Genomic DNA, 21394 nt, shown 5'->3' on the forward strand with positions numbered 1-21394 from the left:
CGAAAATCGAAGCCCACCATGAACAGGGTCCGAGCATGAGCCACAGAACCTATTTCGCGCCGCATGGCGGACACCCCGGCCAGACCGAGCTGCTGAGCGGGCGGGCGACCTTCACCGAGAGCTATGCCGTCATCCCCAAGGGCGTGATGCGCGACATCGTCACCAGCCGCCTGCCGCATTGGGAGGCTACGCGGGCCTGGATCATCGCCCGGCCAATGACGGGCTTCGCCGAGACCTTTTCGCAGTACGTCGTCGAGGTGCTGCCGGGCGGCGGCAGCGATCGCCCCGAGCCCGACGCGGGCGCCGAGGGCGTGCTGTTCGTGGTGGACGGCGCGGTGACGCTGACGATCGAGGGGACCCCGCATCGGCTGGAACCCGGCGGCTTCGCCTACATCCCGCCGGGGACCGACTGGCGGCTGAGGAACCGGGGCGGCGCGCCCGCACGCTTCCACTGGATCCGCAAGGCCTACGAGCCGGTCGACGGGCTGGCCGCGCCCCGCCCCGTGATCTCGAGCGACCGCGAGGTCGCGCCCGACCCGATGCCGGGCACGAACGGAGCCTGGGCCACGACGCGCTTCGTGAGCCCCGACGACCTCAGCCACGACATGCACGTCACCATCGTCACGATGGAGCCCGGCGCCTGCATCCCCTTCCTCGAGACGCATGTGATGGAACACGGGCTCTACGTGCTCGAGGGCAAGGCCGCCTACCGGCTCAACCGCGACTGGGTCGAGGTCGAGGCGGGCGACTTCATGTGGCTGCGCGCCTTCTGCCCGCAGGCCTGCTATGCGGGGGGGCCGGGGCGGTTCCGCTACCTGCTCTACAAGGACGTGAACCGCCATCCCCGGCTGAGGCTCGGGGCATGAGCAGGCGGGTCGCGGTCGAGGCCCTGACGGCGGCGGCCTTCGCTCCCTTCGGCGAGGTGCTGGAGATTGCGGGCGAGCCCGATTTCGCCTTCAACGCAGGCATGGCCGAGCGATGGGCGGGCCTCGCCTTCCCCGAGGTGGCGGGCGAGGGGGGGCGGGTCGCCATCAGCCTCGCCCGCGCCGCGCCATATGCGCTGCCGCTGGCGCTTACGCTGGTCGAGCGGCATCCTTTGGGCAGCCAGGCCTTCATGCCGCTCTCGTCCGCGCCATTCCTCGTGGTCGTCGCGACCGACGACAGCGGCCGGCCGGGACAGCCGCTTGCGTTCCTGACGAATGGCGCGCAGGGGGTGAACTACCGGCGCAATGTCTGGCACGGGGTGCTGACGCCGCTCGAGGGGACGCAGGATTTCCTGATCGTCGATCGCAGCGGGCCGGGGGTGAATCTCGAAGAGCACCGCTTTTCCGAGCCTTGGATGATCGGGCCGGAGGCGCCCTGAGCGCGGAACTCTGTCCGGGAGGTCCCGGGTCTGCACCACACCGCTGCGCGTTGCGGCGCGCCCGGGACAGCGCCTCGTCACGGGCGGGCGCTATCCCCGCACTGCGGGCGGGGTGCCGCCGGTCAACCGTGTGATCTCGTCGGCCGCGGCGCGTACCCGGGCGCCGAGGGTGGCGAGCGCCGAATCCCCGAAGCGAACCGCGGGGCCCGAGATCGAGACGCCCGCCACCGGCTCGCCATAGGTGTTGAAGATCGGCGCCGCGATGCAGCGCATGCCGTCGAAGCGTTCCTCGTCGTCCAGCGACCAGCCGCGGGCACGGGTGCGGTCGAGATCGGCGGTGAGCGCCACCGGGTCGGTGAGCGTCCGCGCCGTGAAGCCCGGCAGGCCGCGCCGCTTCACCACCGCATCGCACCGCGCGCGGTCGAAGAACGCCAGCAGCGCCTTGCCGATGCCCGAGGAATGCATGTGCACCCGCGTGCCCGCGCGGAAGAAGGCGCGGATCGGGTTCTGGGTGTCGACCTGGGCGAGAAAGACCACCTCGCCCTCGTCGGCGATGGCGAGGTTCGCGGTCTCGCCGGTCTCGTCCACCAGCCGGCGCATCACCTCGCGGCTTGCGTCCACAAGGTTCGAGCGCTGCACGAAGGCTGTGCCGATGCGGAAGGATTCGACCCCGATCATCCAGTCCTGCGTGGTGTCCGAGAACTCGACGAGACCATGGGTCTCGAGCGTGGCGAGCAGCCGGTGCGCAGAGGACGCCGGCATCCCGGTGATCGCGGCAAGGTCGGTCAGCGTGGCCTTGCCCTCGCGCGCCAGTGCCCTCAGCAGCATCACCGCCCGGTCGAGCGCCTGCACAGTCGTGCCTGGCGCCTCGGGCTCGACGGTACGCGGCCGACCGCGCGCGCGGCGCCTTGCGTCCTGACCGGTCATCCGCACCCCCTTGTTCCGCTCGCCGCCGCCCGGAATCATTTTCCGCCATGGACCGGAGGCGCATCAATGGAAAATTGGATTTGCCTTAACCTGTCAGCATCTTGGAATTTTTCAACGGCATTATGGAATATTTTTTCAGAAAAATTGCAAATTCCCCTCGGCGCGCGCATCTTCCCCCCATCAAGGCGAGGAGGAGACGCCATGACTGCGCATCTGCCTGTCTTCATCGGCCAGAACCCGGTCTTCATCCCGGGCCCCACCAACATCCCCGACCGTCTGCGCTATGCCATGAGCATCCAGACCACCGACCACCGCGCGCCCGATTTCGTCGAGCTGCTGGGTCCGCTTCTGGGCGACCTGAAGAAGGTCTTCAAGACGGCGACGGGCGAGGTCATCACCTTCCCCGCCAGCGGCACCGGCGGCTGGGAGGCGGCGATCACCAACACGCTGTCGCCCGGCGACAAGGTGCTGGTCGCTCGCTACGGCATGTTCTCGCACCGCTGGATCGACCTTTGCCAGCGCCACAACCTCGATGTCGAGGTGATCGAGTGCGAATGGGGCACCGGCGCCCCCGCCGACCGCTTCGAGGCGCGGCTGTCGGCCGACAAGGGCCACGCGATCAAGGCGGTTCTGGTCACGCACAACGAGACGGCCACGGGCGTGGTTTCGGACGTGGCCGCCGTGCGCCGGGCCATGGACGCGGCGGGGCATCCGGCGATGCTCTATGTCGATTGCGTCTCGTCGCTCGCCTCGATGGATTTCCGCATGGACGAGTGGGGCGTGGACCTTGCCGTCACCGGCAGCCAGAAGGGCTTCATGCTGGCCACCGGCATGGCGATCGTCGGCGTCTCGCAGCGCGCGATGGAGGCGACGAAGACCGCGAAATGCCCGCGCTGCTTCTTCGACTTCCGCGACATGGGCGGCGCGAATGCGCGGGGCGGCTTCCCCTACACGCCGCCCCTGCAGATCATGTACGGCCTGCGCGAGAGCCTGCGGATGCTGCTGGAGGAGGGGCTGGACAATGTCTTCGCCCGCCACCGCCGCATCGCCGAAGGGGTGCGCGAGGCCGTCCGGGCGTGGGGCCTCAGCCTCTGCGCGACCTCGCCCGAGCTCTACTCGGACACCGTGAGCTGCATCTACGTCCCCGAGGGCTTCGACAGCAACGTGCTGACGAACCACGCCTTCGACGCCTATGGCGTGTCGTTCGGCGTGGGGCTGGGGCAGATGGCGGGCAGGGCCTTCCGGATCGGGCATCTGGGCTCGCTCACGGACGTCATGGCGCTGTCGGGCATTGCAACGATCGAGATGGCGATGAAGGATCTGGGATACCCGGTCCGGCTGGGGCAGGGTGTCGCCGCGGCGCAGGACTACTATCGCGCGACGCGGGCAGCGCCCCGCAAGGCCGCGGCCTGAGGAGATGACGATGCAGATCCCGACTTTCGACGATGTCGAAGCGGCCGCGCGGCGGATCGCGCCCTACATCCACCGCACGCCGGTTCTGACCTCGAGCTTCCTCAACCGGCTCACCGGGGCGGAGCTGTTCTTCAAGTGCGAGAACTTCCAGAAGGCCGGGGCCTTCAAGGTGCGGGGCGCGTGCAACGCCGTCTTCGGCCTGTCGGACGAGAAGGCCGCCAAGGGCGTCGCCACCCACTCCTCGGGCAACCACGCGCTGTCGCTGAGCTACGCCGCCGGGCGGCGGGGCATCCCCTGTCACGTGGTGATGCCGCGCACGGCGCCGCAGGCCAAGAAGGACGCGGTGATCGGCTATGGCGGCATGATCACCGAATGCGAGCCCTCGACCAGCTCGCGCGAGGCGGTCTTCGCCGAGGTCGAGGCCCGGACCGGCGCCGAGTTCGTGCACCCCTACAACGACCCCCGCGTGATCGCGGGCCAGGGCACCTGCTCGCTGGAGCTCAACGCGCAGGTGCCGGGGCTCGACGCGGTGATCGCGCCGATCGGCGGTGGCGGCATGGTGTCGGGCACCTGCCTCACGCTCTCGACCATCGCGCCCGGCGTGAAGATCTACGCCGCCGAGCCCGAACAGGCGGATGACGCCTATCGCAGCTTCAAGGCAGGCCACATCATCGCCGACGACGCGCCGGTGACAGTGGCCGACGGGCTCAAGGTGCCGCTCAAGGAGCTGACCTGGCACTTCGTGTCGAACCATGTGACCGATATCCTGACCGCGAGCGAGCAGGAGATCATCGACGCCATGAAGCTCACATGGGCGCGGATGAAGATCGTGATCGAGGCGAGTTGCGCCGTGCCGCTCGCCACCATTCTGAAGAACCGGGAGGTGTTCGCGGGCAAGCGTGTCGGCGTCATCATCACCGGCGGCAATGTGGACCTGGACAAGCTGCCCTGGATCAAGGGCTGAGGAGGACGCCATGAACGCACCCACCAACCTCTCGGGCTTCGAGGTCGGCTACGACATTCCCGCCCTGCCGGGCATGGACGAGGCCGATATCCAGACGCCTTGCCTGATCCTCGATCTCGACGCGCTGGAGCGCAACATCAGGAAGATGGGCGACTACGCCAAGGCGCATGGCATGCGTCACCGCGCGCATGGCAAGATGCACAAGTCGGTCGACGTGCTGAAGCTTCAGGAGAAGCTCGGCGGGGCCGTCGGCGTATGCTGCCAGAAGGTGTCCGAGGCCGAGGTCTTCGTGCGCGGCGGCATCAAGGACGTGCTGGTCTCGAACCAGGTGCGCGACCCGGCCAAGATCGACCGGCTTGCGCGGCTGCCCAAGCTGGGCTCGCGCATCATCGTCTGCGTCGATGACGTCGAGAACGTGGCCGACCTGAGCAAGGCCGCCCAGAAGCATGGCACGACCATTGAGTGCTTCGTCGAGATCGACTGCGGCGCCGGGCGCTGCGGCGTGACCACCAGCGCCGACGTGGTGAAGATCGCCAAGGCGATTGACGCGGCCCCCGGTCTCAAGTTCACCGGCATCCAGGCCTACCAGGGCGCGATGCAGCACATTGACAGCTTCGAGGCGCGCAAGGCCAAGCTCGACGCCGCCATCGCCCAGGTGAAGGACGCGGTCGCGGCGCTTGAGGCCGAAGGGCTCAAGCCCGAGCTCGTCTCGGGCGGCGGTACCGGCAGCTACTACTTCGAGAGCGAGTCGGGCGTCTACAACGAGCTCCAGTGCGGCTCCTACGCCTTCATGGATGCCGATTACGGCCGCATCCACGACAAGGACGGGAACCGCATCGACCAGGGCGAGTGGGAGAACGCGCTGTTCATCCTGACCAGCGTGATGAGCCACGCCAAGGCCGACAAGGCGATCTGCGATGCGGGCCTGAAGGCGCAGTCGGTCGATTCCGGCCTGCCCTTCGTCTATGGCCGCGACGACGTGAAATACATCAAGTGCTCGGACGAGCATGGCGTGATCGAGGACCCCAAGGGCGTGCTCAGGGTCAACGAGAAGCTGCGCCTGGTGCCGGGGCATTGCGATCCGACCTGCAACGTCCATGACTGGTATGTCGGCGTGCGGGGCGGCAAGGTCGAGGTGGTCTGGCCGATCAGCGCGCGCGGCAAGGCCTACTGAGGCCGGCGCGGACGCGCGCGCGCCTTGAGACCTGCCCTTCCCCCGCTTGGGGGGAAGGGCGTGCGGGAGGCACGCCCCTTCCGCTCCCGCGACTCCCGCCCCAAGGACAAGGACACCGCCATGACCGATGCCGGAATTCTCGTGGTCTCGGAAGACGCCTGCCGCGAACTGGTCGGCCGCAAGGCCGCCTTCGACGCGGTCGAGGCCGTGTTCGCCGCGATGGCGCGGGGCGATGCCTACAACTTCCCCGTCATCCGCGAGGCGATCGGCTATGCCGACGCGCTTTATGGCTTCAAGTCCGGCTTCGACCGGGCGGGGCTGGCGCTGGGGCTGAAGTCGGGCGGCTACTGGCCGGGGAACGCCGCGAAGGGGCTCACGAACCACCAGTCCACGGTGTTCCTGTTCGACCCCGATACCGGGCGGCTGAAGGCGCTGGTGGGCGGCAATTACCTGACCGCGGTGCGCACGGCGGCGGCAAGCTCGGTCTCGATCGCCCATCTCGCCCGGCCTGACGCGAAGGTTCTGGGCATGGTCGGCGCGGGCCACCAGTCGGCGTTCCAGCTGCGCGCGGCGGCGGAACAGCGCGCCTTCGAGAAGGTGGTCGCCTGGAACTTCCACCCCGAGATGCTGCCCGCGCTGGGCAAGGTCGCGGCCGAGATCGGCCTGCCCTTCGAGGCGGTGGAGCGCGAGCGGCTGGGCGCCGAGGCCGACGTGATCATCACCATCACCTCGGCTTTCGAGCCGCTGATGCGGCGCGAATGGATCAGGCCCGGCACGCATATCGCCTGCATGGGCACCGACACCAAGGGCAAGCAGGAGGTCGATGCCGCGCTGGTTGCCGACGCGACCGTCTTCACCGACGAGGTGGCGCAGTCGGTCACCATCGGCGAGGCGCAGCACGCGGTGGCGCAGGGGCTGAAGGCCGAGGCCGACATCACGCCCATCGGCGCGGTCATCAACGGCGCGCATCCGGGGCGGACCAGCGCGGAGGAAATCACGCTGTTCGACGGCACGGGCGTGGGGTTGCAGGACCTCGCGGTGGCGTCGGTCGCCGCAGAGCTCGCGAAGGCCGCGGGGCGCGCGCAGGTGGTCAGCCTCTGAGCCTCCGCGCGGGGCGAGCAACCCCACGCCTCCGCCCGCGCTGCCCCGGCCTCCGAGCCGGGGCCTCCTTCGCGCCGCTCCATGCGCACCGAGCGTCCGCCTCGGGCGCTCGACGGCGGCGCACGACGCCCTCAGCCCACGGGTTTCGACATCCGTCCGACCAGCCAGAAGTAGACGGGGCGCGGCAGCCAGGCGAGCGCCTTTAGGATCAGCGCGAAGCGGCGAGGGAAGGCGATCTCGAAGGCGCCCCCCTCCATGCCCCGGCGCATCCGCCGCGCGGCCTCGTCGGGCTGCATCAGGAAGGGCATGGGAAAGTCGTTCTTGTCCGTGAGCCGCGTCGCCACGAAGCCCGGATTGCAGACCTGCACCTTGATCGGCATCCCGCGCAGATCGCAGCGCAGGTTCTCGGCCATGTGGATCAGCGCGGCCTTGGTGGCGCCATAGCCCCAGGCGTCGGGAAGGCCGCGATAGCCCGAGACCGAGCCCACGAGCACCACATGCCCCGCCTTCCGCGCCACGAAGTCCGGCACCACCGCGGCCAGCACCCGGAAGGCGCCTGCGAGGTTCACGTCCACCATCTGCTCGAGCGCGGCCACGTCCGGCACGCGGGCCGACATCGGCTGATAGGCGCCGGCGTTGTAGATCACGCCATCGAGCGCGCCCGCCTGCCCGAATGCGGCCCCCACCGACGCCTCGTCGGTCACGTCGCAGGGCACGGCCCTGTGTCCCGCTCCGGGCAATTCGGCCAGCAAGGCGTCAAGCGCCGCGCCGTCGCGGGCCGAGAGCACCAGCACCGCACCCGCGCGCGCCAGTTCCGCCGCCAGCGCCCGGCCGATCCCGGCGCTGGCGCCGACCAGCCAGTAGCGTCTGCCGCGCAGATCGGTCATGGCGCGGGCTTGCGGAAGGTCACGATCAGCTCGCCCACCGTGATGCCGAATTTCGACATCCGCGCGCGGTTGATCAGCGTCCCGTCCTCAAGCAGGTAGAACCAGTCCTCCATCGAGACCGTGATCTCGTCGCCGCCCTCGCGCGTGAGGCGCAGTCGGTAGGTCATGGTCGCGGCGCTGCCGGACTGGCGGCCCACGGCCTGCCCCTCGACGTCATGGGCGGTGCCGGTGAAAGCCTCGTCATCGGCGAAGGTCAGGGTCCAGACCCGCCGCTCGGTGCGGCCGTCGCTGTAGACGAAATCCTCCTCCAGCGTGCCGGTGTTGCCGTCCCAGCTGCCCACCATGTCCACGGTGAAGCGCAGGTCGGCCCGCCCCGAGCGGCCGAAGAAGATCCCCGAGGCCTGGAGGGGCCCGTCGAGATACTCGCGCAGGTCGAGCCTCGGCGTCTCGGCTGCGTAATCCTCCAGCCGCTGGCCGGCGCAGCCCGCGAGCAGTGCCACGAGCGCGAGGGCGGCGGCGAGCCTAGGCATTGGCAAGGGCGGTCTCCTTCTCGACGGGTAGAACGGCCAGCATCGCGATGGCGCCAATCTTGAGAATGCAGGGCACCAGCGCGTAGGCCACCGACAGCGCGGCACGGCCCTCGGCGTCCACCGCCCCCGGCTCGAAGCCCGAAAGCGCCAGCAACGGCAGGGCGACGCCCGCGGCAAGCGCGAGCGCCGATTTCTGCAGGAAGGTCCAGAGCGCGAAGACCCGCCCGCCCTCGCCCTCGATGCGCGCGGCCAGCATGGCGGGGGCGAGCGTCATGTCGGCGCCCAGCGCGGCGCCCGAGGCGATGGCAACCGCGTAGAACGGCGCGACATCGCCGGGCCCCAGCACCCAGGCCCAGGCGAACGCCGCGATCGAGAGCGACATGGCAAGCCCCAGCGTCGCCCGCCGCCCGAGCCACCCGGCAAGCCGCGCCCAGAACGGGGCGGCCGCGGCGGCGGCGGCGAAGAACAGGAGCAGCATGGGGCCAGCATGATCCTCGGCCTCCAGCACGTCGGCCACGAAGAACAGGAACAGCGTCGACGTCACGGCCGTGGGCAGCGCGTTGACGAAGCCGAAGGCGAGCATCGGCGCGACGCCCGGCGCGGCGAGTGCCTGGCGGAAACCACCCGCGGCGCCCGCGTTCCCCGAAGCCCGCCAGCGTCCCGCCATTGCGGCCGAGGCGATGGCGGCAACCGCGACGAAAAGGAGCGCGAATCCGAGGAACCCCGCCGCAGGACCGAACGCCGCGCCCAGCAGGGCAGGCGCCATCGCGGCGAGGCACACGCCGATCAGGCCCCCTGCCTCGCGCCACAGCGCCACGCGCGTGTGCCCACCCCCTGCCGCGCGGGCGAGCGCTAGTCCATGGTCGTAAAGCGCGATCTGCAGAGCGCTGAATCCGGTGAAGGCCGCGAGCAGCCCCAACCCCAGCCGCAGCGCCGGGCTGCCCCAGCCGGGCGGCGAGAACAGGATCACGAAGCCCGCGGCGAGCATCGCCGCCGCCCCGAGCGCCCAGACCTGTCGGCGCGCATGGGTTCGGTCCGCGAGCCAGCCTAGGATGGGGTCCTGCACGCTGTCGACTGCGCGGGCGGCCAGCAGGATCGCGCCCAGCGCACCCAGACCGAGGCCCATTTCCTCGGCATAGAAGCGCGGCGCGTGGACATAGAGCGGCAGGCCGCCGAAGGCCAGCGCCGCCGCCATGACGCCGCTGCGCGCGAGATCGGCGCGCGCGAGCCCCGTTTCAGCCATCGCACCGCCCGTCGAGCAGCGCCATGCGCCCCTCGGGGTGGCGGGTCTTCTCGCCCAGCCAGATCGACAGGAACAGCTCGGCGTCCTCGGTGAGGGCTCCCGCCTCGGCGCCATTCACGAAGAAGATCACCCGGTCCGGAGCCTCGCGCCAGGCGGTGATGCGGTCGCCCGGCACCACGTCCCGGAAGGCCTGCGCCATCTGGGCGCGCGCCGCGTCGAAATCGGCCTCCGGCCGGCCCGCGATGCGCGCCATCTCGTCGATCGAGGCCTCGACCAGTTCGTCGCGCGAGAATTTCGAGCGGTAGGTGAGCGACAGGCCATAGGCCTCGCCCGGCAGGTCGCGGGCGTCGGTCCACAGCTCGGCGCGATAGAAGTCCCAGAACAGGAAGCGGTACTCGCTGCACCCGGCAGGGCGCTCGGAATCGACCAGCGGCGCAAGCTCGCTGGGCGTCGCCTGCGCGGCCGGCACGGCAAGAAGCGTGGCGATCAGGGAGGCAAGGGCATGGCGGATCATGTCACGCGCTCCTTTGGCGGTTCGGGCCGGGTGCGGTAGCGCACCCCCTTGAGGAAAAGCTTCAGCGCCTGCCAGTGGATCAGGGCAGTGGCCTTGGCGGCGCCGAGCGGGCGGCGCACCAGCGCACGCACCAGCTCCGCGTCCGAGAGCGGACGGCGATGACCCGTGAGCGCAGTGTAGAGCCCGCCGCCCCTGCCGTCCTGGTAGTCGATCCAGACGCCCACGCGCTCGGGCGCCAGCACGAAGCGGAAGCGGTAGCGCCCCTCGATGGCGAAGAAGGGCGAGACGTGGAAACGCTTCTCGGCCTCGACCCACTGATCGGGACGGATCGGGCCGCCATCGGCCGCGCGGCACAGGTAACAGTGCCGGTCGCCGAAGGTGTTGTGCACCTCTGCCAGCACCGCGATCAGCGCCCCGCCCGCATCCTTCATGAACCAGAAGCTCACCGGGTTGAAGGCATAGCCCCAGTAGCGCGGATGGGTCAGGAGCGAGACTGTGGCCACCTCGCCAACCCCCGCCTCGGCGGCGAGGCGGCGCACCCACGGCGCGCCCCCCTCGCCCGCGAAGCCGTGATCGGCGGGGTGCAGGCTCACGAGGTTGCGCCGCCCGAACGAGAACAGCTTGGGCGTGCGGCCGCCAGAAAGCTGATCCTCGGACAGCATCACGTAGTCCATGCCGTAGGCGAAGGCGTTCTTCACCGGCATGGTCCGCGCGTGGGTGACGCGCGCCGCGATGACTGCGGGGCTCAGCTCGGCCATGGCGGGGTGACGCCAAGCTCGCGTGCGACCGAAACAGCGCTCGCGAGCCCGTCCTCGTGGAAGCCGTGCCGGGTCCACGCGCCGCAGAACCACGTGCGCTTGCGGCCCTGGATGGTCGGCAGTTCGGCCTGCGCCGCCATCGCGTGCAGGTCGAACTGCGGGTGATGGCATACATGCTGGTCGAGGATCTTCTCCTCCGGGATCGGGCGCGCGGGGTTGAGCGAGACGAACAGGGGCGTCGTGCCGGGGATGCCCTGCAGGCTGTTCATCCAGTAGGTGACCGAGGCCGCGTTTTCGGTCGCGGTGCTCGAGGCCTGGTAGACCCAGCTCGACCAGCAGGCGCGGCGCTTGGGCATCTGGCTCGCGTCGCTGTGCAGGACGGCGAGGTTGGGCTTGTAGCGCACCCGCTCGAGCACCCGCCGCTCGGCCGCGTCGGCGTCGGTCAGCATCGCCAGGGTCTGGTCGGAATGGCCGGCGAGCACCACCTGGTCGAAGCGCTCGGGCTCGGCGCCCTCGGCCCTGACGATCACGCCCTGGTCGTCGCGCGTCACCTCGCGCACCGGGGCGCCGAGCCGGACCTGCGCGGCCATGCTCGCGGCCATCCGCGCGACATACTCGCGCGAGCCGCCCTCGACCGTCCACCACTGGTGCTGGCCATTGAGCGAGAGGAGCCCGTGGTTCTCGAAGAACCGCGCGAGCGCGAGCGCGGGGAAGTTGCGCATCTCCTCGCGCGGGGTGGACCAGATCGCGCCGCTCATGGGCAGAAGGTAGTAGCGGGTGAACCACTCGCCGAGGCGCTGGGCCTCGATCAGCCCGCCGATGGTCATGCGCGGGTCGCGCTGCGCCACCGCGAGCGCGGTGCGGTTGAACACCATGATGTCGCGCACCATCCGCCAGAAGGCGGGCCGCAGCGCGTTGGCCCGCTGGGCGAGCGCCGCGTTGATGGTCTTGCAGCCATACTCGATCGCGCCGTCATCCACGGTGACGGCGAAAGACATGTCGCTGCGCTTGGTAGGCACGTCGAGATGCTCGAACAGCCCCTTCAGGTGCGGGTAGTTGACGTGGTTGAACACGATGAAGCCGGTATCGACCGGGACGGCGCCATCGCGCCCCGGAACGGCGATCGTGCGGGCGTGACCGCCCAGGCGATCCTCGGCCTCGTAAAGGACGACATCATGTCCGCGCGAGAGCAGCCATGCCGCCCCCAGCCCGGCGATCCCGCCACCGACGACGGCCAGTCTAAGTCTTTCCATGCAACGCGTCTCCCGACCCTGCTCGGCATGGAAAGTGCTACGAAGGCGGCGGATGACCAGATCACGCCGGCAAAAAATCGCGTCAACCTGCCGCGCCATGAGCGTCCGGCGGGCGTCCGCGCCACGGTTCAGATGATGCCGAGCACGCGGAAGCCGATCACCAGCTGGCAGCCCACCCCGACCGCGAAGGCCAGCGTGCGCACGACCGGCAGCCCCGCGACATAGACCGCGAAATGCGCGACGCGCGCGAAGAAGTAGAGCGCCGCCGCCGCCGCGGTCAGCCCGTCGCCCTGCCCCGAGATCACGAGCGCCGCCACCAGCGCCGCAAAGACCGCGAGGTTCTCGACCGCGTTGAGATGCGCGCGCCGCGCCCGTGCGGCCCAGGGCGCGGTGTAGGCGATGTCGTGCTCGCCATCCATCAGCGCGGGCCCGACGCCGCGATCGCCGAGCAGCCACAGGATATGCGGCAGCCACATCAGCCCGGTCGCAATTGCCGTCAGCGCAAGCCAGTAGAGTTCAGGGGCCAATTCGTGGGCCATGACAGGGTCTCCTCTGCATCCGCCGTGCCGCCGCGATGGCGGCCGGCGCGAGCATCGCCACCATCGCGTGCCGCGGCAAGAGGGAAGCGGGCGCGCAGCTCAGCGCAGCACCAATTCGACCCGCCGGTTCAACGCCCTCCCGGCCTCGGTGTCGTTCGCGGTCACCGGAGCGAGCCAGCCCGCCCCATGGGCCTCCATCCGGCCGGCGGGGACACCGCGCTCTGTCAGCGCCGCCATCACCGCCTCAGCCCGGCGGCGCGAGAGGTCGACATTGACGTCGAGCGCGCCCTGGTTGTCGCTGTGGCCGACGATGGCCACGAGGATGTCGGGATTGCGCGCGAGAAGTTGCGCGAGCAGGTCGAGCGCGGCGGCCGAGCCGGGCGAGAGCCGCGCGCCGCCGGTGTCGAACGCCAGCCCCTCGACCGGGACGTGGCCATCGGCCATCAGGCGGTCGAACAGGTCCGCCTCATCCTGCGGGAGCACGAGGGCTCCGGCCCCGGCGTCGATGCCGGGCGAGGTCGTGACCCGCGTCGCCCGCTCGCCCGGCGTGACGGTCACGGTCTGCACATGCACCTGCCCCAGCACCCGGCTCGCCAGCACCGAGACATAGACCGACGAGCCGTCCCCGGCGTCGCGTCGCATCGAAAGCTGCTGGAAATCGGCGGTATCGATCAGCATCGCGGGGGCGGGCAGGAGCGCCACGCCGAAGCGGAAGTCGAAGCCGCCGCACTCGGCGGTGCGGCAGCTGAACACCGTCTCGAAGCCCAGCGCGGCCAGGCGCTCGCGATAGCCGGCGATCGTGCCGGCGGTGCTAGCGGCCGGGTCGTCGAGGCGGAAGGCGCGCATCGTCACCTCGCCCTCGAGGCTCAGCGCGTTCGGCCCGGCCGGGCCATAGATGCCCACCGGCAGGTCGTAGCGGTCGAAGGCCTGCCGCTGCATGGCGGTGGGCGTCGCCCCTTCGGGCGCGCCGGGATCGACGGGCGCGGACGCGGGCGCCGGGGCGGGTTGCGGCGCCTGCTCCTGCGCCGGAGCCGCCGCCGCAAGCCCGGCCGCGATCCAGACCAGTGCCGCCGTCAGCCGTCGCCGCACGCGCTCAACCCCGTCCCTGCCCGTGATACTCGGGGTTTGGCTGCATTCCGGTCGCGCTCGCCATCCGGTTCGACATGTTGAAGAAGGCGGCGACCGCGGCGAGATCCCAGATATCCTCGTCGCTCAGGCCATGGGTGCGCAGGCGCTCGCGGTCGGCCTCGGTGATCTCGGCGCTCGCCCGCGTGATCCTGACGGCAAAATCGACCATCGCGCGCTGGCGCGGATCGAGGGGGGCATATCGGTGGTTGAAGGCCATCGCCTCGCCCAGCGCCGTCTCGCCCGAGAGCACGCGCACCGCCGCGCCATGGGCGACGAGGCAATACCAGCAGCGGTTCTCGGCCGAGACGGCGACCGCGATCATCTCGCGCTCCAGCTTGCTCAGCCCCGAGGGGCCGAGCATCAGGTCGTTGTACATCAGCGCAAAGGCGCGCAGCTTCTCGGGCCGGTGAGCATAGGCCACCAGCACGTTGGGGACGAGCCCAAGCTTCGCCTGGCATTTCCCGAACAGCTCGGCCACGTCCTCGGGCAGCGGGTCGGGCAGGACGAGGTCGAGGGCGGTGGGTTTCGGCAGGTGCATCGGGCGCTCCCCGGCTCAGTCCAGAATGCGGTAGTGGTAGCGGGCGGCGATGCCCATGCCCAGCCGTTCATAGAGCGTGCGGGCAGGCTCGTTCGCCTCGGTCACCGCGAGCGCGAGCCAGGGCGCGCCATGCTCGAGCGCAAAGCGCGCGGCCCCGCGCAGAAGCGCGCCACCCGCACCCTTGCGCCGGAAGCCCGTGGCGACCTCGACCGCGTGGATCATCGCGACCTCGCGGTCGACGGCCACGAAGGCGACGCCCGCCGGGCGGTCCTCGACGCGCGCGAGCAGCACGCTGCGCGGGCCCGCGGGGCGCTCCATCACCGCGAGGCGGCCGGGGCCGATGCCGCCTTCGGCCCAGATCTCCTCGACGATGCGCAAGGGCGTGGCCACGCGGATCACCCGCGCGGTCTGGTCGGCGCCGTCGTCGATGGCCGCAGAGGGCGCGCAATAGATCGCCACGGGGTCGATCACGCCATAGCCCCGTGCGCCCAGCTCGGCATCGAGCGCCGCCTCGCCCGGCCCGATGCGGAACAGCGGCTCCTGACCCCAGGCGGCTAGCCTCGCGACCGCCGCGCCGATGTCGGGGACCTCGCCCGACCTCACCGCCGAGGCGGCCGAGACGCGCTTGCCCCCGCCCGAGCCGCGCCTGAGGCACCAGCCTGCGGCCTCGCGCATCCCGGCCGGGGGCCAGGTGGCGTCGACGGCGGCAAGGAGCCGCGCGGCATCGGGCAAGGCGGACGCGCCGGGGCGCACAGGGTCGGCACGATCGGGCATGGCGGGCGGTCACCGGCGTGGCAAGGGATCGGGCCGGATTAGACGCCGCACGGCGGCGCGGTGCAAGGGGGTGGAGATTGTGTGCCTTTGCCCCGGCCGGCGCGTCGGTGCGCCAGAGGTCCCGGGTCGAACCCGTGACGGCGGGCGATGTGGCGGGGGCGTCAGCCCTGCTTCATGAGCCGCGCCTTCTCGCGCGCCCAGTCACGTTGCTTCTCGGTCTCGCGCTTGTCGGCCATCTTCTTGCCGCGGGCGATGCCGATCTCGATCTTGGCGATGCCGCGCTCGTTGAAATAGAGCTTGAGGGGCACCAGCGTCATGCCCTCGCGCCCCACGCCCTTGGCGAGGCGGGCAAGCTGGTCGCGCCTGACCAGCAGCTTGCGGCGTCGGCGTTCCTCGTGACCGAAGGCGCGGTCCTTCGACTGGCTGAAGGGCGGGATGTAACTGTTGATGAGCCACAGCTCGCCCCCCTCGATCGAGGCATAGCTCTCGGCGATGTTGGCCCGGCCCTCGCGCAGCGCCTTGACCTCGGAGCCCTCGAGCATGATGCCGCATTCGAGGCTGTCCTCGATGAAGTAGTTGTGGCGCGCCTTGCGGTTCTCGGCGGCGATGCGCTGGGGGCTGGGCTTCTTCGCGGTCATGGCCGTCCCTCCGCGCCGAGGCGGATGCCGCCCAACGCCGCCATCTCCGCCGCGCCTGGCGCCTCCCACAGCCCTTCCACGAAATCGAACATCTCGCGCGTCACCTCGAAGCCCGTTCCTTCCCCGCCGGCGCGGTTCCTCGCCTCGACCCGCGCCCAGCGGACCTCGCGGGGCACATCGAGCCAATGCAGTTGCACGGCGATCCCCGCGCCCTGTGCCCAGTCCGCGAACTCGGCGCGGTCGGCGCGGGTCGTGAAGCCCGCATCCGCGACCGACGGCACGCCGAGGCGCGCAAGCTGGCCGATCACCGCGCGCATCTGCGCGGTCGCCCGCGTGATCCGCTCCATCCCCCAGTCGGGATCCGCGCCGGGCGCCGCGTCGGGCCAGTAGAGGCGGTTCATCCACTCGTCGATCGGAAACAGCACCGCGCCCAGCCGGCCCGCGAGCGCCGCGGCATAGGTCGTCTTGCCAGCGCCGGTCGAACCGCAGACCAGATGCAGCAGCGCCCCGGCCATGCCCCCTCAGCCGTTGAGCACGCCGGCATGGACCATCGCCGCGCGGACCCGGGCCTTGACCGGATCGGTCGCGCCGACCAGCGGCAGGCGCACTTCCTCGGAACAGCGGCCCAGCAGCGACAGGCCGTATTTCGCGCAGACGAGGCCCGGTTCGAGGAAGATCGCCACATGGAGCGGCATCAGCCGGTCCTGAAGCTCGAGCGCGCGGGCATAGTCGCCCCTCAGCGTGGCCTCCTGAAACTCGGCGCAGAGCCGCGGCGCCACGTTCGCGGTGACCGAGATGCAGCCCACGCCGCCATGCGCGTTGAAGCCGAGCGCCGAGGCGTCCTCGCCCGAGAGCTGGATGAAGTCCTTGCCGCAGGTCTCGCGCTGCTTCGAGACGCGGGTGATGTCGCCGGTCGCGTCCTTGACGCCGACGATGCGCGGCAGCCGGGCCAGCGTGCCCATCGTCTCGGGGCTCATGTCGACGACCGAGCGGCCGGGGATGTTGTAGATGATGATCGGCAGGTCCGCCGCGTCGTGCACGGCGGTGAAATGCGCGACCAGACCCGCCTGCGTGGGCTTGTTGTAGTAGGGCGTGACGACGAGGGCGCCGTCCGCGCCCACCTTCTCGGCAAAGCGGATCAGGCTCACCGCTTCGGCCGTGTTGTTCGAGCCCGCGCCCGCGACGACCGGCACGCGTCCGGCGGCGGTCTTGACCACGATCTCGATGACGCGTTCGTGCTCATCGTGGCTCAGCGTCGGGCTCTCGCCGGTGGTGCCCACGGGCACGAGACCGTGGCTGCCCTCGGCGATCTGCCACTCGACCAGCGCCTCCAGCGCTTTCTCGTCCACGCGCCCGTCCGACATGGGGGTGACGAGGGCGGGCATCGATCCCTTGAACATGGGGCTCACTCGCGATTGCGCGGCACGGGCGCGGTTTTCGAGGTTCGCGACCCTATGCCCAAAGCCCCCGGTTGACAAGAGACGACCCCGCGCCGGTCACCCCCCGCCAGATGGTGCGGCAAGGCGCCACCGCGGCGAAATTTGCGCGCCCGGGGCCCGGCGGTCCTCGGCGATGGGGCGGCGATGTGCTAGGCTTGTCCTCGAGGCAGACTGAAGCAGGTACAGGAGCAATGAGAATGGTGCGCAGAACGCCGTTCCGGAGCATGAGAACGATTCTTCACGCGATTCCCATACTCGCCGCGGCGCTGGCCGCGCCGCAGGCCGCGCGGGCGCTCGACCTCCAGGAAACCAGGGTGCAGGGCGAGGTGCTGCGGCGCGCGCTGGCGCTGGGCGAAAAGGGCGACTGGACGGGCGCCGAGGCGCTGGCACGCGGCACGAACGACGTGGTGCTGCAGGACATCGTGCTGTGGCGCAAGCTGCGGGCGGGCAGCGGCACGGTCCCGGAATACCAGTCCTTCGTCAGCCGCCGCGGCACGTGGCCGGGCCTCGACAGCCTCGCCGAGGCGGTGCTGGGCGAGCGGCCGGTGCCGGACAGCGGCGGCTCGATGCTGACGCCGCAGGCGCGGGCGAAATGGGATGCCTTCGACCGTCTGATGAAGTCGCGCGACTACGACGCGGCCGAGCGGTTCCTCGACGGCGTGGACGCGTCGGAGCTCGGCAACCCCGGCCTGTGGGCCGAGCGCCGGGCGATGCTGGTGCGCCGCGCCGTGCGCGAGGGACGCGGCGAGCGGGCCTACAGGATCGCCACGCGCCACGGCCTCACGCCGGCGGCGGGCTACGACTATTCCGACCTCGAATGGCTCGCTGGCTGGACCGCGCTGCGCCGGCTGGGCGACCCGAAGCGGGCGATCGCGCATTTCGAGCGGTTCGAGGCGACCGTCGAGACGCCGATCAGCCTCGGCCGCGCCGGCTACTGGCTGGGCCGGGCCCACGAGGCCGCGGGCGACCCGGCCGCGGCGCAGGCCGCTTATGCCCGCGCGGCGCAGCACCAGACCTCGTTCTACGGCCAGCTCGCGGCGGCCGCGATCGGCGCGCCGGGCGATCCCGCGCTGACCGCAACGGACCTGCCGGACTGGGAAAAGAGCCCGGTCACCCGCACGGACGATGTTCGGATGGCCGCGATCGTCCATTTCGCGGGCGAGGACTCGCTGGCCTTCCAGGCCTTCACGCACCTGTCGCGCCACATCGAGGGGGGCGCGGCGCTGGGCGCGCTGGCCGATCTCGCGCTCGCGCTCGACCGGCCGCACTACGCCGTGCGCATCGCCAAGAACGCGACCCGCAAGGGGCATGTGCTGATGCCCGCCTACTACCCGTTGACCGAGCTTGCGCAATACGCGAGCGCGGTCGAGCCGGCGCTGGCCATGTCGATCGCCCGGCAGGAGACCGAGCTCAACCCCGCGGCGATCAGCCCTGCCGGGGCGCGCGGGCTGATGCAGGTCATGCCCGCGACCGCGAAGAAGGTGGCAAGCTGGATCGGCGAGGACTATTCCGAGCCGCGCCTGACCGCCGACTGGCGCTACAACGCGCGGCTGGGGCATACCTATCTCTCGCGCCGGATCGAGGAATTCGGCGGCTCCTACGTGCTCGCGGCCGCCGCCTACAATGCCGGTAAGGGGCGGGTCGACGAATGGATCGGCACCAATGGAGATCCGCGCCTGCCCGGCACCGACATCATCGACTGGATCGAGGACATCCCGTTCTCCGAGACCCGCAACTACGTGCAGCGGGTGATCGAGGGGCTCTATGTCTACCGCTCGCGCCTCGCGGGGCAGGTGGGGCAGATGACGATCCTGGACGACCTCGCGCGCGGCGGGCGCTGCCAGCCGGCGGCGACCCTGAGCTGCTGAACGCTTGCGGCGGCGCGGCCGGAGGAACTCACGGCCGCGCCATCGCGACATCCCACGGGTTCGCGGGGCTTGCAATTCGGGGCGGAATGCCGGTCATGTCACCGATGAGCGCCCTGCCTGAGCGGACCCGGACATGACCGACATCGCCACCCGCGTGCACAACCGAAGCTGGAAGATCGACCCGATCGTGCGGTCGGTGATCGACACGGACTTCTATAAGCTCTTGATGGCGCAGAGCATCTTCCGCCACCACCCGCAGACGCGGGTGACCTTCTCGGTCATCAACCGCTCGGACGAGGTGCCGCTGGCCCGGCTGATCGACGAGGGCGAGCTGCGCGCGCAGCTCGACCATATCCGCACGCTCAAGCTCTCGCGCGGCGAGTCGACCTGGCTGAGGGGCAACACCTTCTACGGCCGGCGCTGGATGTTCGACCCCGACTTCCTCGACTGGTTCGAGGGCTTCCGCTTTCCCGAATACCATCTGGAACGCCGCGGCGATCAGTACGAGCTGACCTTCGAGGGCCGCTGGATCGAGACCACGATGTGGGAGGTCCCCGCCCTCGCCGTGCTGATGGAGCTGCGCTCGCGCGCCGTGCTGCGCGGCATGGGGCACTTCGAGCTGCAGGTGCTCTACGCCCGCGCCATGACGCGGGTCTGGGAGAAGATCGAGCGCCTGCGCCGCCTGCCCCATGTCGCGGTCGCGGATTTCGGCACCCGCCGCAGGCATGGCTTCCTTTGGCAGGACTGGTGCGTGCAGGCGATGATCGAGGGACTGGGGAGCCGCTTCACCGGCACCTCGAACTGCCTGATCGCGCTGCGACGCGAGGTCGAGGCCGTGGGCACGAACGCGCACGAGCTGCCGATGGTCTATGCCGCGCTCGCCGGCAGCGACGAGGCGCTGGCCGAGGCGCCCTACGAGGTTCTTGCCGACTGGCAGCAGGACTATCTCGGCAACCTGCGCATCGTGCTGCCCGACACCTACGGCACGCGCGGGTTCCTGGAACGCGCGCCCGACTGGATCGCCAACTGGACCGGCGTGCGGATCGATTCAGGCGACCCGGTCGAGAGCGGCGAATTCGTCATCGACTGGTGGCGCCGGCGCGGGCAGGACCCGGCGAAGAAGCTGATGATCTTCTCGGACGGGCTGGATGTCGAGCTGATCGAGACGCTCTACCGCCGCTTCGCGGGGCGCACGCAACTCGGCTTCGGCTGGGGAACGCTGCTCACCAACGACTTCCGCGGGCTGATCGGGGATGCGCGGCTCGACCCGTTCTCGCTGGTCTGCAAGGTCGTCTCGGCCAACGGGCGCGAAACGGTGAAGCTCTCCGACAACCCCAACAAGGCGATGGGATCGGCCGCGGCGGTCGCGCGCTACAAGCGCGTCTTCGGGGTGGGCGAGCAGGTGGCGCGGCGGCTGGTCGTCTGAGCCCCGCCACCGGGCTGCGCGCGCGCCCAGCCCGCCCACGCGAGTGTGAATTGGTCGCCGCCCGCGAGGGGCGCTAGCGTCGCCGCACGCTCTCCCAAGGCCCCGCCAGCACGGCCAGGCGGCAAGGGGGAAGGACAAAGCAGGGGACGTGAACAGGATGACCGGCGGGCCGAAGATGCAGCACTGCCTCGCCGTCGCGGGCCTGCTCGTGCTGATCGTGGTGGGCGGGGTCCTCGCGCTGGTGCTGGACCAGCGCTGGATCGCCGGGGCCGATCTCTCGGGCTGGATCGAGCAGACGGGGATCTGGGGGTCGCTCGCCGTCGCGGGACTGATGGTGGTACACTGCTTCGTTCCGTTTCCCGCCGAGCTGCTCGCGCTCGCGGCGGGCGCAGCCTTCGGGACGCTCGTGGGCACCGCGGTAATCTGGTCGGGCGCGATGCTGGGCGCCGCGCTCTCGTTCTGGCTGGCGCGGGCGATGGGACGGGCGGCGATCGAGGCCCTTCTGCCCGCGCGCCATCGCGCGGCGCTCGACGACTGGGCGGCGGACCAGGGCGCGGTCACCCTGCTCGCGAGCCGCTTCATCCCGGTGATCGCGTTCAACCTGATCAACTACGCGGCCGGGCTCACGCGGGTGAGCTTCTGGACCTTCCTCTGGACGACGGGGCTCGGCATCCTGCCGCTCACCGTGCTCATGGTGCATATGGGCGCGACGATGGCGGAGCTGAGCTGGCCCTGGCTGATCGGCGTCTCGGCCGCAGGGATCGTCGCGATCGCCGTGCTGCACCGGCTTGCGAAGCGGCGGGGCTGGCTCGGCCGGCGCTGACGGTCGCGCGATGCCGGGCATCGAGCCCCGCATGTGGGGGCGCCGCACGGGACGGGCGCAGCCCGGGACGTGGCGGCCGGCCGGCCCTCGACGG

General features: G+C 70.6%; 23 protein-coding genes. 9 read left to right on the forward strand and 14 right to left on the reverse strand.

Translation table 11 applies throughout. The features are described from left to right. The first annotated feature begins 35 nt into the window (after positions 1-35). Both M1105_RS06005 and M1105_RS06010 read left to right on the forward strand, forming a co-directional pair. Positions 36-866 (forward strand): bifunctional allantoicase/(S)-ureidoglycine aminohydrolase, encoded by an 831-nt coding sequence (locus M1105_RS06005; protein WP_249579436.1) that lies wholly within the window; start codon positions 36-38, stop codon positions 864-866. Then, complete coding sequence (locus M1105_RS06010) at positions 863-1363, forward strand: ureidoglycolate lyase (RefSeq protein ID WP_249579437.1); 501 nt, start codon at positions 863-865, stop codon at positions 1361-1363. Before M1105_RS06005 ends, M1105_RS06010 begins: the two co-directional genes overlap by 4 nt. Positions 1364-1453: 90 nt before the next feature. Here M1105_RS06010 and bhcR read toward each other — a convergent pair whose 3' ends face one another. After that, positions 1454-2290, reverse strand: coding sequence for an HTH-type transcriptional regulator BhcR (gene bhcR / locus M1105_RS06015; RefSeq protein ID WP_249579438.1), 837 nt, complete (start codon positions 2288-2290; stop codon positions 1454-1456). Positions 2291-2491: 201 nt separating this feature from the next. Between bhcR and bhcA the strand changes: the two genes are divergently transcribed. The 4 genes from bhcA to bhcD all read left to right on the forward strand — a co-directional run bounded on the left by bhcA (position 2492) and on the right by bhcD (position 6942). Next, the gene (gene bhcA, locus M1105_RS06020; RefSeq protein WP_249579439.1) at positions 2492-3703 is read left to right on the forward strand and encodes an L-aspartate--glyoxylate aminotransferase BhcA; all 1212 of its coding nucleotides are present in this window, start codon (positions 2492-2494) and stop codon (positions 3701-3703) included. A 4-nt stretch (positions 3704-3707) separates the two neighbouring features. Next, positions 3708-4667, forward strand: a complete 960-nt coding sequence (bhcB, locus tag M1105_RS06025; protein ID WP_406600601.1) for a beta-hydroxyaspartate dehydratase BhcB — start codon at positions 3708-3710, stop codon at positions 4665-4667. A gap of 10 nt (positions 4668-4677) precedes the next feature. After that, complete coding sequence (bhcC, locus tag M1105_RS06030; RefSeq protein ID WP_249579441.1) at positions 4678-5841, forward strand: 3-hydroxy-D-aspartate aldolase BhcC; 1164 nt, start codon at positions 4678-4680, stop codon at positions 5839-5841. Positions 5842-5961: 120 nt separating this feature from the next. Further along, on the forward strand, positions 5962-6942 hold the full coding sequence (bhcD, locus tag M1105_RS06035; protein WP_249579442.1) for an iminosuccinate reductase BhcD: 981 nt from the start codon (positions 5962-5964) through the stop codon (positions 6940-6942). Positions 6943-7073: 131 nt separating this feature from the next. Here the strand turns inward: bhcD and M1105_RS06040 are convergent, their stop codons facing one another. The 13 genes from M1105_RS06040 to dapA all read right to left on the reverse strand — a co-directional run bounded on the left by M1105_RS06040 (position 7074) and on the right by dapA (position 17144). Beyond that, positions 7074-7829, reverse strand: coding sequence for an SDR family NAD(P)-dependent oxidoreductase (locus tag M1105_RS06040; protein WP_249579443.1), 756 nt, complete (start codon positions 7827-7829; stop codon positions 7074-7076). Beyond that, positions 7826-8359: a DUF3833 domain-containing protein gene (locus tag M1105_RS06045; RefSeq protein ID WP_249579444.1), complete on the reverse strand. Its 534-nt coding sequence runs from the start codon at positions 8357-8359 to the stop codon at positions 7826-7828. Before M1105_RS06045 ends, M1105_RS06040 begins: the two co-directional genes overlap by 4 nt. Then, a complete protein-coding gene (locus M1105_RS06050; protein ID WP_249579445.1) occupies positions 8352-9602 on the reverse strand; it encodes an MFS transporter in 1251 nt (416 codons plus the stop codon). The genes M1105_RS06045 and M1105_RS06050 overlap by 8 nt, the downstream gene beginning before the upstream one ends. After that, positions 9595-10116, reverse strand: coding sequence for a chalcone isomerase family protein (locus M1105_RS06055; RefSeq protein WP_249579446.1), 522 nt, complete (start codon positions 10114-10116; stop codon positions 9595-9597). The genes M1105_RS06050 and M1105_RS06055 overlap by 8 nt, the downstream gene beginning before the upstream one ends. Beyond that, on the reverse strand, positions 10113-10874 hold the full coding sequence (locus M1105_RS06060; protein WP_249579447.1) for a DUF1365 domain-containing protein: 762 nt from the start codon (positions 10872-10874) through the stop codon (positions 10113-10115). Before M1105_RS06060 ends, M1105_RS06055 begins: the two co-directional genes overlap by 4 nt. After that, positions 10862-12127 carry an NAD(P)/FAD-dependent oxidoreductase gene (locus tag M1105_RS06065; RefSeq protein WP_249579448.1) on the reverse strand — a complete coding sequence of 422 codons (1266 nt, stop codon included), beginning with the start codon at positions 12125-12127 and terminating at the stop codon, positions 10862-10864. Before M1105_RS06065 ends, M1105_RS06060 begins: the two co-directional genes overlap by 13 nt. A gap of 128 nt (positions 12128-12255) precedes the next feature. Further along, the gene (locus M1105_RS06070) at positions 12256-12666 is read right to left on the reverse strand and encodes an MAPEG family protein (protein ID WP_249579449.1); all 411 of its coding nucleotides are present in this window, start codon (positions 12664-12666) and stop codon (positions 12256-12258) included. A 99-nt stretch (positions 12667-12765) separates the two neighbouring features. Beyond that, positions 12766-13755 (reverse strand): OmpA family protein, encoded by a 990-nt coding sequence (locus M1105_RS20800; protein ID WP_249579450.1) that lies wholly within the window; start codon positions 13753-13755, stop codon positions 12766-12768. Between the two features lie 4 nt (positions 13756-13759). Next, a complete protein-coding gene (locus tag M1105_RS06080; RefSeq protein WP_249579451.1) occupies positions 13760-14332 on the reverse strand; it encodes a peroxidase-related enzyme in 573 nt (190 codons plus the stop codon). A gap of 15 nt (positions 14333-14347) precedes the next feature. Then, positions 14348-15106, reverse strand: a complete 759-nt coding sequence (locus tag M1105_RS06085) for a GNAT family N-acetyltransferase (RefSeq protein WP_249579452.1) — start codon at positions 15104-15106, stop codon at positions 14348-14350. Between the two features lie 161 nt (positions 15107-15267). Further along, the gene (smpB, locus tag M1105_RS06090) at positions 15268-15744 is read right to left on the reverse strand and encodes an SsrA-binding protein SmpB (RefSeq protein WP_249579453.1); all 477 of its coding nucleotides are present in this window, start codon (positions 15742-15744) and stop codon (positions 15268-15270) included. Beyond that, positions 15741-16259: an AAA family ATPase gene (locus tag M1105_RS06095; protein WP_249579454.1), complete on the reverse strand. Its 519-nt coding sequence runs from the start codon at positions 16257-16259 to the stop codon at positions 15741-15743. The genes smpB and M1105_RS06095 overlap by 4 nt, the downstream gene beginning before the upstream one ends. Before the next feature lie 6 nt (positions 16260-16265). Then, the gene (gene dapA, locus M1105_RS06100) at positions 16266-17144 is read right to left on the reverse strand and encodes a 4-hydroxy-tetrahydrodipicolinate synthase (RefSeq protein WP_249579455.1); all 879 of its coding nucleotides are present in this window, start codon (positions 17142-17144) and stop codon (positions 16266-16268) included. 263 nt (positions 17145-17407) lie between these two features. On the opposite strand from dapA, the gene M1105_RS06105 reads away from it, so the two are divergent. From M1105_RS06105 to M1105_RS06115, 3 genes are all read left to right on the forward strand, one after another. Further along, positions 17408-19051 carry a lytic transglycosylase domain-containing protein gene (locus M1105_RS06105; RefSeq protein ID WP_249579456.1) on the forward strand — a complete coding sequence of 548 codons (1644 nt, stop codon included), beginning with the start codon at positions 17408-17410 and terminating at the stop codon, positions 19049-19051. Between the two features lie 133 nt (positions 19052-19184). Continuing rightward, entirely contained in the window at positions 19185-20477 is a 1293-nt protein-coding gene (gene pncB / locus M1105_RS06110) for a nicotinate phosphoribosyltransferase (RefSeq protein WP_249579457.1), read from the forward strand. Positions 20478-20634: 157 nt separating this feature from the next. Beyond that, positions 20635-21300 carry a TVP38/TMEM64 family protein gene (locus tag M1105_RS06115; RefSeq protein WP_249579673.1) on the forward strand — a complete coding sequence of 222 codons (666 nt, stop codon included), beginning with the start codon at positions 20635-20637 and terminating at the stop codon, positions 21298-21300. Positions 21301-21394: the final 94 nt, after the last annotated feature.

Source organism: Thermohalobaculum sediminis (genome assembly GCF_023487995.1).
GTDB lineage: Bacteria > Pseudomonadota > Alphaproteobacteria > Rhodobacterales > Rhodobacteraceae > Thermohalobaculum > Thermohalobaculum sediminis.